This is a genomic window from Syntrophorhabdaceae bacterium (assembly GCA_036504895.1).
Lineage (GTDB): Bacteria > Desulfobacterota > Syntrophorhabdia > Syntrophorhabdales > Syntrophorhabdaceae > PNOM01.
In genome coordinates, this window is record DASXUJ010000029.1 from 1 (window position 1) to 14,251 (window position 14,251).

At 55.7% G+C, this 14,251-nt stretch carries 13 protein-coding genes; 3 read left to right on the forward strand and 10 right to left on the reverse strand.

Going from position 1 to position 14,251, the window contains the following annotated elements:
* Positions 1 to 201: 201 nt before the first annotated feature.
* Positions 202 to 402, forward strand: coding sequence for a hypothetical protein (locus tag VGJ94_03770; GenBank protein ID HEY3275715.1), 201 nt, complete (start codon positions 202 to 204; stop codon positions 400 to 402).
* A gap of 165 nt (positions 403 to 567) precedes the next feature.
* Here the strand turns inward: VGJ94_03770 and VGJ94_03775 are convergent, their stop codons facing one another.
* The 5 genes from VGJ94_03775 to VGJ94_03795 all read right to left on the reverse strand — a co-directional run bounded on the left by VGJ94_03775 (position 568) and on the right by VGJ94_03795 (position 6,078).
* Positions 568 to 828, reverse strand: a complete 261-nt coding sequence (locus VGJ94_03775) for a hypothetical protein (protein ID HEY3275716.1) — start codon at positions 826 to 828, stop codon at positions 568 to 570.
* 261 nt (positions 829 to 1,089) lie between these two features.
* The gene (locus VGJ94_03780) at positions 1,090 to 2,694 is read right to left on the reverse strand and encodes a bifunctional aspartate transaminase/aspartate 4-decarboxylase (GenBank protein HEY3275717.1); all 1,605 of its coding nucleotides are present in this window, start codon (positions 2,692 to 2,694) and stop codon (positions 1,090 to 1,092) included.
* A gap of 63 nt (positions 2,695 to 2,757) precedes the next feature.
* Positions 2,758 to 3,237, reverse strand: coding sequence for a C-GCAxxG-C-C family protein (locus VGJ94_03785; protein ID HEY3275718.1), 480 nt, complete (start codon positions 3,235 to 3,237; stop codon positions 2,758 to 2,760).
* Between the two features lie 595 nt (positions 3,238 to 3,832).
* Positions 3,833 to 4,828 (reverse strand): Tim44 domain-containing protein, encoded by a 996-nt coding sequence (locus tag VGJ94_03790; protein HEY3275719.1) that lies wholly within the window; start codon positions 4,826 to 4,828, stop codon positions 3,833 to 3,835.
* A gap of 194 nt (positions 4,829 to 5,022) precedes the next feature.
* Entirely contained in the window at positions 5,023 to 6,078 is a 1,056-nt protein-coding gene (locus VGJ94_03795) for a branched-chain amino acid aminotransferase (protein ID HEY3275720.1), read from the reverse strand.
* A 320-nt stretch (positions 6,079 to 6,398) separates the two neighbouring features.
* On the opposite strand from VGJ94_03795, the gene VGJ94_03800 reads away from it, so the two are divergent.
* Both VGJ94_03800 and VGJ94_03805 read left to right on the forward strand, forming a co-directional pair.
* On the forward strand, positions 6,399 to 7,121 hold the full coding sequence (locus VGJ94_03800; protein ID HEY3275721.1) for a sulfite exporter TauE/SafE family protein: 723 nt from the start codon (positions 6,399 to 6,401) through the stop codon (positions 7,119 to 7,121).
* A gap of 474 nt (positions 7,122 to 7,595) precedes the next feature.
* Positions 7,596 to 8,114 (forward strand): hypothetical protein, encoded by a 519-nt coding sequence (locus VGJ94_03805; protein ID HEY3275722.1) that lies wholly within the window; start codon positions 7,596 to 7,598, stop codon positions 8,112 to 8,114.
* A gap of 113 nt (positions 8,115 to 8,227) precedes the next feature.
* Here VGJ94_03805 and VGJ94_03810 read toward each other — a convergent pair whose 3' ends face one another.
* The 5 genes from VGJ94_03810 to VGJ94_03830 form a co-directional block, all read right to left on the reverse strand.
* Positions 8,228 to 8,830 carry a molybdopterin-dependent oxidoreductase gene (locus tag VGJ94_03810; protein ID HEY3275723.1) on the reverse strand — a complete coding sequence of 201 codons (603 nt, stop codon included), beginning with the start codon at positions 8,828 to 8,830 and terminating at the stop codon, positions 8,228 to 8,230.
* Between the two features lie 38 nt (positions 8,831 to 8,868).
* Positions 8,869 to 9,666, reverse strand: a complete 798-nt coding sequence (locus tag VGJ94_03815; protein HEY3275724.1) for a transporter substrate-binding domain-containing protein — start codon at positions 9,664 to 9,666, stop codon at positions 8,869 to 8,871.
* Between the two features lie 213 nt (positions 9,667 to 9,879).
* Entirely contained in the window at positions 9,880 to 12,141 is a 2,262-nt protein-coding gene (locus VGJ94_03820) for a bifunctional dihydroorotate dehydrogenase B NAD binding subunit/NADPH-dependent glutamate synthase (protein ID HEY3275725.1), read from the reverse strand.
* A 66-nt stretch (positions 12,142 to 12,207) separates the two neighbouring features.
* Positions 12,208 to 13,710, reverse strand: coding sequence for an ATP-binding protein (locus VGJ94_03825; protein ID HEY3275726.1), 1,503 nt, complete (start codon positions 13,708 to 13,710; stop codon positions 12,208 to 12,210).
* A 44-nt stretch (positions 13,711 to 13,754) separates the two neighbouring features.
* Entirely contained in the window at positions 13,755 to 14,186 is a 432-nt protein-coding gene (locus VGJ94_03830) for a response regulator (GenBank protein HEY3275727.1), read from the reverse strand.
* Between the last annotated feature and the right edge of the window lie 65 nt (positions 14,187 to 14,251).

Here is a 14,251-nt window from a genome sequence, read left to right on the forward strand (position 1 = left end):
CCCCCCCCCCCCCCCCAGGGCCCGGGCCAATACGACATTATGGTCGATTTTCTTTTCCCCTTTCGACGAACTTGTCCGGAGCAAAGGCATCATGATACGCGGACCCACAGAAAAAGGCTTTGCTTCCCTAAAGTTATAAACAAGAAGGGATTTGGCATGGCCTTTGCTTGTTTATCGATAAATACGAGGGGAGGGTAAAGGATGATATATGCCATGGAGGCACGAAAAATGAGTAACGGAAAGCCGCCGCCCACCTGCATATCGATGAAGACTGACCATACACAACTCACCAACGAAGAGCTTCATACGCTGCTCTGCCTGAGATTACCCCATATGTCCGCGGTTGAGGTAACGGATGAGATAAGGGAAACTATAATCGCCATGCTCGAAGTATGGGACTGAGACGACTTCCAATCAATAATCATCGGCCCCGGTAATGCCGCCGGTTTTCAGGCCCTGCCCCCTTCGGTCTGCAAGGCCTAAAGATCATGGCGAGAAACCTCCCCCCCACGAATCATATACCTTTATAATTGCGCCACGGTCCCGATGGGGAGAGCCGGCGCACAATCAATCGTTCAACAGGTGTATCACCATCCTGTTCCTGGCCTCGTATTCGGTCTCCAATTCGGAAATATATTTATCTTTCGACGACATCGCTTCCTGGATCTCGGCCAACTCACCCCTGGCTTCCGCCAGGGTCCTCTCCAGGTCGGCAAGCTTCAGTTTCAGCTCGGTATGCTGAAACGACAGGTTGCTCTCACGAAGCAATGCGGCGATATCGGTGGCGGTTTTGATGCTGTTTTGTACTGCGCCGATGGTAGTATGCATGATTACCTCCTCTTTCTCTTAGCTGCATCCCGTCTTAGGGCAGCTTTTTATGCGTCTTGGGAGCGGGATGGGGTATACGTATGCCGGAAGAATCCTGCTAAATCAATACTATGGCCCATTGTGCAGGAAGGAACCGATTTGCGGTCCGTATACGGTCCAATTCCCTCTCTGTATACAATGATAGGCGCCGGAAAAGGCTTTGTCAATTAATTTTTAGGATTTCCCCCGGGATGATAAGGTTGCCGTGGTTGCCGGGACATATCAGGTTTTTGACGCCTTCCATTGGTGATAGAATTCTTCGAGAGTATCCCTGATATTTTTTCCCACCGCGATATACACATGATCGTCAAGATTGGCAAGGGCAACCCTGATGCACCAGGCAGGGGCGGCGAAGCCTCTCCCGGGGAGACAAAGGGTAAGCCTGTTCCCGGCGAGGCTCAGGAGATATTCTTCGGCAGAGCGATGGGCCTTGAGGAAACGGGCAAAGGGTTTTCCGTGCAGCGATTCCGCGACGGCAGGAATGTCAAGAAGTACGTAATAATTGATTTCATGGGGATCTTCCGGGGGGTCCAATCCGAGCCCTTTGTAGAGGTTCAATTTTCTCCTGAGGAGCAGGGCCTGGACCTGTTTCTTATACGTCCTGTTCTCCTCCATAAGCCCGAAGAGTGAGAAGAGGCACATGAGGACCTGCTGGGGACAGGAAAGCCCGCCCGTATGGACAAGGGCTACGTCCCTGCTGTCGCTGACCAGACGGTCGATGAAACTCATGGAGCCGGGGTCGCCCGAGACGCTTCCGTACCGCCTGTCCGCCAGGGTCCTCTCTTTTTTCTCCAGGCGGGAGATGAGCATATCCGCCACGTTATGCTCCTGCATCATTACGACCCCGAGGCGCCAGCCCGTGGCCCCGAAATACTTGGAATAGGAGAAAAGGACGATCGTATTTGCCGGTATCTCCGCGGCGATGTCGCGGTGTCCGTCCGCGAGGGCAGCGTACACGGCATCGGTCACTACGATAAGATCTTTCCTCTCTTCCCGGACGAATCTCCCTATCTTTCTGAGGCTTTCTTCGGAAAGGGAGGTTGAAGTGGGGTTGGTGGGATTTACCATGAAGAGGACTTTTATCGACGGGTCTTTCAGGATCTCGATCTCAGAATCGGGGATGTGCCTTCCGTAGAGGGGGTCCACTTCCATGTGGATCCGGACCAGCTCGTAATCCGTGAGGACCGGTATATCGAGATAAGGGGGAAAGGTAGGCGTCACCAGGGCCACCCGGTCTCCGGACAGGAGAAGCCTGTTGGCCCTGAGGGAGCGAAAAAGGCTGATGATCGCGGCGGTTGCGCCTTCCGTGGCAAAGAACGCAAACTTCCCTTCAGGGGCTTCACCGGCAGGAAAAAGGATGTTGTTGAGATAAGCTTCGACGCATTTCTCTACGTGAGGAAGTATCCGGGGAGGTGTAGGGTAATAATCGCCGAGAGAGGCATCGGCGAGCTCATAGACGAAGTCGCCGGGATCGAGTTCCAGGACCTCTTCCGCAAAGCGCAGGGCGTGATCGAGAAATTCCGCTCCAGGGTTTTTTATAGGTCCCAGGTATTCTCTGAGCTCCCGGTTAAGGTCCCTTTTCTCGTGCCTGAAACCGAGGAAATCTCCCCCGCCCGGACCTGATGCCCATTCGGAGGCGAAAAGGATAAGATGGGACAAAGCCTGACGGGGTGCGGTATTGAGGAAATTGGGGCTGGCCCTTCCCGCATCGAGCACGTTGCAGGGGTCGCCCTTCCGATTACGGGAAAGACAGGTGCTATGGGCAGTCTCTTCCAGGTTTTTCTGGATCTCAAAAGGTGAAAGGCTTTCAAGCTTTCCTATGGCCACATGAACCTCCCGCAATGTTCTTAAGAGAAAGATAATGCCGGCGGAGACGGTGTGCACCGCCCGTTACGTACAGGCAGGATCATTCCCGGGGGTGCTCTCCCCTTCCCCGGAAAGGAGCTCCTCCAGAATCCCGGCGGCATCCTTTATGAAGGCGGCGCAGAGCTGTTCACGAAGATCGTGTGTTTTTGCGAAGAGGAGTCCCTCCGGGGTGCTCATATCACACCCGAGCAGCTCCCTGCATGTGACCGTATAATGGCGACGGGCGAAACGGTCCAGGAATGCAGCGGCGAGGCGGTTGGTTCTCTCGACGGATTCTTTGTCGTCCGCTCTTCTTTTGCCGTAGGCGAGGCCGATAATCATCATGGCGCCCGTCACCGCCCCGCATGTCCCGCCCGTGCGTGCTATGCCGCCGCCGAATGCCGCCGCGATCCCAAGGGCCTCATCCTCCTCAAGCCCGTAGGAGGGGCCAAAAGCCCTCGCGATTGCCTGGGAGCAGTTGAACCCCTCTCTAAAGGTCTGCAGCGCGCGATCTATTCTATCCATTTCCCCTCCCGGCAATAGTAGCTTGTGTAAATCGTGTGATGCGTGTGATGCGTGTAATACGGAAACCGTAAAACGTGTAATCGGAAAACGAGAATGCGTGTGAGGCATACAAGCAATATATTTTATCCTTCTCGCGTCTCCTAGCCCGCACCGCGGGCGAGGAGGGGGGGCTCGGCCGGCTTATGCCGGCTGAGGGGGCGACGTGAGCCCCTATAAATGGCGCGTGTGATGCGGTAAAGCGTGTGTGCGTTGAACCGTAAAAAACGAAATGAAACACGTCCTCCCGCGTCAGCCTAGCCCGCACCGCGGGCGAGAAGGGGAGGCTCGGCCGGCTTATGCCGGCTGAGGGGGCGACGTGAGCCCCTATAAAATGCACGTGTGATGCATTCATACGTGTATGCGTTGAAGCCAAAAAATAGAAAAGAGACAAATCCTCCTGCGTCAGCCCAGCCCGCACAGCGGGCGAGAGGGGGAGGCTCCGATAGCTTTTGCTATCGGAGGGGGCGACGTGAGCCCCTATAGTGGCAGCCCCTATAATGGCAAAAACCCGCCCGGGCCATCGGCCCCGGGCGGGTGTAATCGTCATCTCGGACCCTTAGTAATCGCCCTCCTGAGAAATCCCGGCGAGTGTCCAGCTCCTGTCGCCCACCCTCCTCGTGAAGGTCCAGTATTCAAGGAATTTTACCGGATCGGTCGTGCTTCCGGATATGGTCTGGTTGGTTGTCTCGTCCACCACGTAATCGAGAAGGCTCGCAAGGAACTTTACCGTGATGAATTCTTCGCCCTGGTCCTGCACCGCATCGACGATCTCCACCTGCCGGACGGCGATGTTTTCGAGGCGGTTGAACTGCTTGTTTGCCGCGTACCTGTTCACGTCCTCCTGGAAGGTAGTGAGCATCTGGCCCGTGAGAAGCTGACGCACGGGACTCAGGTCTCTCTTCGTCCATGCGCTCTGGATCTTGAAGAACATGTCTTCCACGTTTTCCTTGAACCGGACTTCGTCAAAAGAAGGGTCCGACTGGCTGATATAGCGCAGGCCGTCATAGACATTGTCCGATCGCGCGGGGGGCGGTACGGAGGCCGATCCCGGCAGGGGTTCGCTGTACCCCTGCGCATATGTCGTCCCGAAGGTCTCCCCTCCCGTGCCGCTGTACTGCATGGCCCGTTTATTCCTAAAATGCTTCCATACAAAGTAGATTACCGCCAGGATGATGATGAGGAACAGGAAGTCGCCTATTCCGAATCCGCCGCCGCCTCCCCAGCCGCCTCCGCCTCCGGCGTATCCGCGTCCGCCGAAAAGCATGCTGCCCAGCATACCGCCTACCATACCGCCGCCAAGACCGGCGAGAAAGCTCCGTCCGGCGGAAGGCCGCGCCATGCTTGGGGCGGGCGCCGTGGGCTGGGTCCGCTGATAACTTCCTGAGGGAGAGGTCGACCTGTAAGAGCCGCTCGATCTCGAACCCGTGCTGCCGGATGACCGGCCTCCTCCCGCCCGTGCGAGGGCGAGGGATTCCATACCGAGGAACAAAAGAAAGAAGACCGCTACTCCTAGAGTCAGGAGTTTGAACCGATGATTTATCGAATGATCCATTGTTTACCCCCTTAAATGTGTGTCCCTTCCCCGACGTGCTTCAACAGCACTTACGCCGAAACGGGCACCTTATTCCCATCTAATTTATCATACTATGGTGAATCAAGTCAAAAATTTGCACGAGACGATCCGGAGGATCAAGCCATATCGGCCCATCCCCGAATCAGGCGAAATGAACGTATGAATCAGGATGCCTAGAGGGTCCGGAGCCAGCCGAACTTGTCGGGCCGCTCTCCGTACTGAATACCCGTGATCTCGTCGTAGAGCTTCTGGGAGAGATCGCCTGTTTTTCCGTCATTGATCCGGATAAGGGCGCCCTGGTGCTCGATCTCTCCTACCGGCGAGATCACCGCGGCGGTCCCCGTGCCGAATACCTCTTTCAGTCTGCCCTCTTTGGATGCAGTGAAGACCTCGTCGATCGAAATCCTCCTCTCCGTAACCTTGATTCCCCAGTCTTTCGCGATCCTGAGGACCGAATCACGGGTCACTCCCGCAAGTATGGAGCCTTCGAGGGCCGGAGTGACAAGCTCGTCGTCGATCACGAAGCAAATATTCATGGTGCCTACTTCTTCGACGTATTTCCGCTCTATCCCGTCGAGCCAGAGCACCTGGGTAAATCCTTTTTTATGGGCTTCTTCCGCCGGCAGCAGGCTCGCCGCGTAATTGGCGGGAGTTTTGGCCATGCCCAGTCCTCCCTGGACTGCGCGCACATACTCACCGGAGGTCATAAGCCTCACCGGGTTCATGCCTTCCTTGTAGTATGCGCCCACAGGAGACGTGAGGATCATAAAGGTATAAGTCTTCGAGACCCTGACGCCGATATAGCTGTCGGCGGCAAAGACAAAGGGCCGGATATAGAGGGAGCACCCCTTTTGCCTGGGGACCCAGTCCCTGTCCAGCCGGATGAGCTCGTCAAGGCATTCCATAAAAAGATCGAAGCCCATGCCGGGTATGCAAAGCCTCGCGCACGATCTGTTGAACCGCTCGTGGTACTTTTCAGGGCGAAAAATATTGATGGAGTCGCCCTTTACGTAAAAGGCCTTGAGTCCCTCGAATACTGCCTGACCGTAATGGAGAGAGCAAAGGGACGGGAAAATCTCGATCTTGCCGAATGGCATGATATGGGGCGTCAGCCAATGGCCGTATTCGAAATCGAGACTCAGCATGTGGTCCGAAAAGACCTCGCCAAAAGTGAGATTGTTAAAATCAACCGATCCGATGTTACTTTGGTCTGCTCTGTAAATTTCCATATTTCGATTGCCCCTCTGAGGTAAATACCCTGATTCCGGTAATATTTTGCCACAATAGACCGTCTATTGCAAACCAAAAAAGAAGGCGGCCCCCTTCGGGGGGATGAGGGGAGTACTGCACGGGTGATCCCGTGAGTTCCGCTCGGCTCACAAGATGACGGAGGGGCATCCAAATTTGGGAGATGAAAGCGACAGGATGGACGCCTTCTCACATATTACTTGACATGAGGCCGGGAAGGCTGAAGTTTTGTGTTGCAGGTACCATAATGGTATAATGGGGCGTTTCTTACTTCTCCAATATTCATGCGGGGGTGCCGGACGTGCTCGATGTTGCAGAGGGATTAAAGCTCCTTATAGTGACTGCCGCCTCCGTAGGGTTTTTCCATACCCTTATGGGACCCGATCATTATGTGCCTTTTATCGTCATGGCCAGGGCAAGGAAATGGTCGGCGCCGATGACGGCGTGGGTGACCGTGCTGTGCGGCATCGGTCACGTATTGAGCTCGGTGATTCTGGGCTTTCTCGGCATCGCCCTGGGTGTAGCGGTCACGAAACTCACCTTTCTCGAAACCCTTCGCGGGAATCTGGCGGGCTGGACCCTGATCATGTTCGGCCTCGTTTATTGCGTCTGGGGCGTGCGCAGGGCCATCCGCAACAAGCCCCATGAACACGTACATTTTCACGAGGACGACGAGGTTCATTCCCATACCCATATCCATCACAAGGACCACGTCCATATCCATGCCCCGAAAGAGAGCAGGAACCTCACGCCCTGGATACTCTTCACCATATTCATATTCGGCCCCTGCGAGCCCCTTATCCCCCTCCTCATGTATCCCGCCGCAAAGGGAAGTTATGCGGGCGTGATATGGGTAACTGCGGTCTTTGGAGTCGTAACTATCGTGACCATGCTGGGAATGGTCATGGTCTCATCCATGGGGCTTAACCTCGTCCCCCTGGGCCGCCTGGAGCGGTTCAGCCATGCACTGGCAGGGGCAACGATATGCATGTGCGGGCTGGCCATCCAATTTTTGGGACTTTAAGCGGGGCGGGGCTGGATTCTTCCCCAACTCCGCGTTGCCTGCGTCGTCCCACGATTTCGACGTACAATTTAATGGGGCTTGCGTCGCCCCCTCCACGGGCAGAGCCCGCGGAGCCTTCCCCTCTCGCTCGCCGTGCGAGCTAACTCACGCCCCTCATTTTAATAAGGGCGTAATTCTTTTAATCCGCCGCCGATTGCATCAGTGGATAGCCTGCTTTCCACTACGCCTTCACCGCGCTCCTCCTTGTCGCCTTGATTTGGGAAAGACTGCAGCCCCTCATAATTAGGTCACCAATCCCCAATGACAACTGATAAACCATGAATAACAATTACCGTGAGTAGTTTCCGCCTCTGCCGCTTCACACGCATTACACGCATTAACGGGCTTTTGCGCTAAATTTGGTTATTGACTTATTTCTTGCAAATCATTAAAACAGAGAATATAGATTTACTAAATTCTAATTGGAGGTAGGGCATGAAGAAAGTCTTTTTATTCGGTCTCGCATTACTTATTTCCCTTGCATTTGTGTCTCATGGCTTGGCGCAGGACAAGGCGAAGGCGCCCGCTGCAGATAAAGCTGCCGCGGCCCCCGACAAAGCGGTAGCCCCCGCGTCTGAAAAGGCCCTGGCCCCGGCCGATAAGGCCCCCGCTCCCGAGAAAGCGAAACCGAAGGTTAAGGCGAAAAAGGCTAAGGCAAAGGCTAAGGCCAGGGCCGGGTTTGTGGGTACCGTCACCAATTATGACAGCGTCTCGAAAATCGCTACCGTGAAGGGTAAGGGCGCTGCCGTCGGATTCGATCTTTCAAATGCGAGACTGAAAGGCTATACAAGTGCAAATGACATCAAGGCGGGCGACAAGGTAGTGTTAAGATATGAAAAAGACGGCATCAAAGTCGAAAAGATAGGTGGGAAAAAGGCAGACAAGGCTTCAAAGGCAGGAAAGACAAAAAAATCGATGAAGAAAGCAAAAGCAAAGAAAAAGGCAGCCAAATAAGCGATAATAATATCTGTCGATCATTTGAAACCCCGCTTCCGTTGGAGGCGGGGTTCTTTGTAAAAAGACGCGACAAGGCGGCGAAGTATAGCGGAGAAGTCGATCGCATCCAACTAATCGAGGAAGGTGACGACTTCACCGGGGGGTATGGCCCTCAATCTTCCTCCTTCGTTCATGTCCCGTACTTTTCCTGCTTCTATCAGCGCTTCGTCGGGATAGCCGAGCCTCTCCCAGAAGCCTGAAACGTAATGGTCCATGAGCTCCACGGATACAACGCTTTTTGCCGATTTGTAGCCCCAGAGGTAGGGGCAGAAGGCCCTCACGGGACCGCCGTAATCCTCGTCCAGGTATTCCTCGTCAAATTCATAGACCAAAAGGGTTCTCTCCCTCTGCGCCACCTCGAGAGGGATCGAGGTATGGTATTTACGGCCCACAGACCAGAAGCGGATGAATCTCACCCCTTCGTCGGGCTCCACCATATCGAGGAGATGGGCTACCCTGACGCCGCCCCACCTGCCCCTTACAGAAAATCTCGTGACACTCGTGAGGCGCGTGTCCGCCACTGTCTTAGGGAGGGATAAGAACTCCTGCCATGAGAATGTTCCCGGCTTTTTACAGGTCCCCGTCACTTCGACCGTCCAATTCTGCCGGTCGAGTTCTCCCGGGTGCCCCTCCGCCCAGAATACGGGCACTTTCAAATCCTTAAGCCTGCTCATTCACGCCACCCTCCATTCCTTGCGAAAAGAGTGATTGCCTACCGGTATGTCTTCAGATAGGGAAGCCATCTGCGTAGGATACTATCCAGGGTGCCGTCCTGTTTCCACGTGTCCAGGGCGGCGTTTGCCCGGGTCAGAAGCTCCTGGTTATCCTTGTTTATACCCCAGCCGTAATATGACGTCGTATTATCGAGTGGTTCAAAAAGTCCCCGGATTTCAGATGCATTGGAAGAGGCGAGCCACGCAATGGACGGCGTATCGTCCACATATACGTCGATCCTCCGCGCCTTCAGCTCGTAGGCTGCATCCGACGGCCTGCCCAGGAGAAGGACCCGTATGGACGAAGGAAAAGTGCGGCGCACGTAAGCTTCCGAGGTGGTGCCCCCCACTACGCCGACCGCCTGCGCGCCGGCAAGAACTTCCCTCAATGAGCTGAATTCACCCGCCTGGTCGGCGCGCACGGCCATGCCAAGGGCGCCCTTGAGGTAATAATCGGAAAAGGCGATCCTCACCTTCCTTTCGTCAGTAATCGTCATGCCTGCCATGATGATGTCTATTTCACGGGATAGGAGCGAAGGGATCAGGTCTTCGAAATTCCGCTGCACGAAATAGAGGGGCCTTTTGAGCGCGATGCTGAGACGCCTCGCAAAATCTGCCTCCGCGCCCGCATAGGCATCACCTGACCGAAACACAAAGGGAGGGAACTCGCGCGCCACCCCGACCCTCAAAGGTTGGGGCTGGGCGGTCACGGGCGCCGGAGTTGACGAACATCCCGCGAAAAGGGCTGCCGCTACCACTGCCAAGCCGGTCATCTTGAGCCACACTTTTAGAGACACCCATCTACCTCCTCGTTTTCCGGCGCCAGTCGGCCCGTCTGCTGCCCCGCTCGGCGCCTCATATTTTAAAGATATAGTAAAGATTTTTAACGGGTTATGCAACAACAGGCAAGGTATTTCGGCAAGAAATCGCGCAAAGAAGTTCATGAAGCGAGGAAAGGGGCCGCGCCTTTTACGGAGGGCCCCTTTCCTGTATATTTTTGTTACGGTATCTTATTCCCAGTTTCCGGTTTTCAGATATTCGTCCATGGCCGCCGCGGCCTTTCTTCCCGCGCCCATGGCCAGGATGACCGTAGCCGCGCCGGTGACGATGTCGCCGCCCGCAAATACGCCCTTTTTGCTTGTCTTTCCTGTTTCCGTGTCCGCCTCGATGTTGCCCGACCTTCTCAGGGCGAGGCCTTCCGTGCTCTGGGCCAGAATCGGGTTAGGCCCCTGGCCTATGGCAACTACCACCACGTCCACGTCGATTACATGGTTTGAACCCTTTTTCTCCACGGGCCTTCTTCTGCCCGATGCATCAGGGTCGCCCAACTCCATCTGCACGCACTCGATACCCGTCACCCAGCCGCTCTTATCTCCCACAACTTTTATGGGGTTCGTGAGGAGCCTGAAGTCGATGCCTTCTTCTTCCGCATGGTGGGCTTCTTCCGCCCTCGCAGGCATCTCCGCACGGGAACGGCGGTAGATGAGGTAGACGTGATCGGCGCCCATTCTCTTCGCCACTCTCGCGGAGTCCATGGCCACGTTGCCGCCGCCCACGACCGCCACCCTGCTGCCTACCCGGACGGGGGTATCGTAATTGGGGAAGAGATAGGCCTTCATCAGGTTCGCCCTCGTGAGGAACTCGTTGGCTGAATAGACGCCGTTATAGTTCTCGCCGGGTATATTGAGGAAATAGGGGAGGCCTGCGCCCGTGCCCACGAAGACCGCGTCATACCCCTGGGCCATCAGCTCGTCCACGGTCACCGTCTGACCCACGATGGTATCGACCTTTATTTTGGCGCCGAGCTTGCTCACGTAATCTACTTCCCTCTGCACGATCGCCTTGGGGAGACGGAATTCGGGGATGCCGTAGACAAGCACCCCTCCTGCCTTATGAAGGGCCTCGAAGACCGTCACGTCATGGCCTTTCTTGGCCAGCTCGCCTGCGACGGTGAGACCCGCGGGGCCCGCACCGACTACGGCGACCCGCTTTCCCGTAGGCTTGGGCGCCTCGGGCGCGCGCACGTCGCCCTGCTTCGACTCGAAATCAGCGGCAAAACGCTCCAGGCGGCCGATGGCGATAGGCTCGCCTTTTTTGCCGAGGACGCACTTCTCCTCGCACTGGGACTCCTGCGGGCACACCCTTCCGCATACGGCGGGCAAGGCATTGGTCTCTTTTATCACATGGATGGCGCCGAGAAAATCGCCTTCCTTGACCTTCTTTATAAAGGCGGGGATCGTGATATTGACGGGGCAGCCTTCGACGCAGGGCGAATTCTTGCACTGGAGGCACCGGGCTGCTTCACGCATTGCGTTCTCCCTCGTATAGCCGAGGGCGACTTCGTCGAAGTTCTGGATCCGGACCTTCGGATTCTGCTCGGGCATCTTTTCCCGCTTTTTTGTCTTCCTCAGCTGCTTGGCCTGGGATTCGAGCTTGCACTGGTGGTCCCACATGGCCCTCCGCTCTTCGCGATTATACATCCTCTGTCTCAGGACCAGCTCGGGAAAATCGACCTGATGGCCGTCGAACTCGGGTCCGTCGACGCAGACGAACTTCGTCTCGCCGCCGATGGTGGCGCGGCAGCACCCGCACATCCCGGTACCGTCCACCATGATGGTATTGAGGCTGACCACGGTCTTCAGTTTATAGGGCCTCGTCACATCGGTCACCGCCTTCATCATCACCACCGGGCCTATCCCGATCACGAGGTCGATCTTTTTGCCCTCTGCGATCAGCTTCTTCAGTACGTCCGTCACAAACCCGTGATGGCCGTAACTGCCGTCATCGGTGGTGACGAAGAGCTCCGAGCTTATGGCCTTCATCTCATCTTCGAGGATGAGCATCTCTTTGTTCCTGGCCCCGATTATGGAGATCACCTCGTTTCCGAAATCGTGAAGGGCCTTTGCGATGGGATAGACAGGAGCCACACCCACGCCGCCGCCCACGCAGACCACGGTGCCGAACTTCTCGATATGGCTCGCCTTCCCCAGGGGCCCTACCACATCCAGGATTGCCTGGCCCGCTTCAAACTTCTCCATTTTCTGCGTCGATGTTCCCACAGTCTGAAAAATGATCGTGATGACGCCCTCGTTCCGGTCAAAATCTGCGACCGTGAGGGGGATCCTCTCCGCATAGTCGTCCGCCCGGAGCACCACGAATTGGCCGGGCTTTACCTTCTTCGCAATATCAGGGACATAAAGTTTAAAAAGTGTGATTGAAGGCGCTAACTGCCGCTTCTCCACTATTTCATTAAGTCTCATTTCTCTGGCCATGTTCTCTCCTCTTTTATCGTTATCGTGTTCCCAAAATTTCTTTTTTTGATGCCTTCATCGGGCCGCTCACCCGCACACCCCCGCTGTTTCCGATTCACTCCCGCCGAGGCCGCCGCGGTCCACCTCTTCGTGCCGACCGGCTCCAAGAGGAAGTCTCACCACGAAAGTCGTCCCCTTATCCACTTCGCTTTCCACTTTGATGGTGCCGAAATGGGCGTCTACGATCTTCTTCACAATCGAGAGGCCGAGACCGGTTCCCGTGGTATACCTGGTCTTGGGACCCGATACCCTGAAAAACTCGTCGAATATACAGGGGAGGTCTTCCTGGTCGATGCCGATGCCTGTATCGGAAACCCTGACTTCGGCCATCCCCTCTTTTACCTCCGCGCTGATTTCCACTATGCCTTTTTTTACATTATATTTAATGGCATTGGAAATGAGGTTCGTAAAAAGCTGCTCCATCTCCAGCCTGTTTGCTTCGATCAGAGGGAGAGTTGCCTCCATATGGGTCCTGAACTTCAACTCCTTGCTCTCATCCTGGGTCTTCATCAGCTCCATTGTGCCGACGATCACATCGGCCAGATTAATAAGCTCCCGTCTTCTTTCGACGCGCCTGGAATCGAGACGGCTGTACTGGAGCAGGTCGCTCACCAGGTCCAGGAGCGAATGTGTCCTGAGCCTCGCCCTCTCGAGCATCTGCCGGTTGATCTTCGGGTCGCTCCCCACCGCGCCCGTAAGGTACGCAGTGAGATATCCTTCCACCGCTGCCAGAGGCGCCCTCAATTCATGGGTCACCATGGAGACGAACTGGGATTTCACGTGCTCCGTGCCCGTCCGGGCCGCAACTCCGCGAAGGGTGCAGATTATGCCTCCGTCCTCACCCCGGTAATCCCTGAAAGGCGTGATAGTGGCCATTAACAAGGGCGCACCTGAAACTCCGGTATCGATTTCTTCGGTGATACTCACAAATCCCGATAAGTCCTGCGAAAGGGCCCTTCTTATTGCGCCTGCAAGCCCCGGTTGTTGTCCAAGGGCCTGCTCTATCCTCATCCCTTCCTGCACCGGTCCATTGATTCCGAGCATACGGAGTCCCGCCGGATTGGAAAGGAGTACCTTGGACTCCCTGTTCACCACGAAAACCCCCTCGGCCATGGAATCGAAGAGGGCCGTGAGCTGCCTTGCCCGGACGGCCGACCGCCTCCGTGCAAGTCCCCGGGTTATTGCGGATGAAAGCTCCTCCGCGTTGAAAGGTGCTCTCAGGCACTCGAAGGCCTCGTTACTCACGGTCCTGTCGGATGGGCGCTGCGGTCCGGCAATGTCTGAAATCAGGATGACCACGGTTTCCGGGTCCGATTGTGTCACTCGCTCGATGAGGCCGGGAAATCCCCGGTCCCCGGTCGAAAGATCGATCACCACGAGGTCAAAGACCTCTTTGGCGGCCATGGCAAAGGCAGAATTCCCATCCTCAGCCATATGGACGGAGAGACCCCCTTCCACCGCAACGGGGCGGTATTTTTGGCAGATATCGCGTGATTTGCCGACTATCAGGACCCGTGGTCTGTCAATCATCAACCGTTATAATTGCCGACATGCATTATTGCCGGGAACACCCGTTAAAATACTCCCTCGTCATACCCTCGCTCGGCGGCCTTTTTCGCTTTTGCGAGAAGCCCGTATATCTTTGTGACCAGGTCTTCCGGCGCTAACGGCTTATTCGCGTAATCATCGGTTTTCATCCAATAACCGTCAAGCTCCTGAGTGAAGTCCGCGCCCGTTTCGGCCCCCACGGCAGTCAGCATGAGAATGGGTATGTTCCGGTAAATGGGATCGGCCTTCAATGCTTTGGCAACCGCGAAGCCCGTATCGTGTTTCTCCATCATGAGATCGAGGACAATGACGTTCGGCTTTTCGAACCGCACCTTGTCCATCACCTCCCGTCCCGCGAACGCGGGCACGACCACGAACCCGTTGTTCTCGAGGACAGCTTTGTTGAGATCAACGAAATCTATATCGTTGTCCACCAGCAAAATCTTTGGTTTACTCATCCTTTACCTCCCCGTGAGTATAAATTTGAGATGATCCCCGGACTCTTCGGCTCCCGGCACGACAT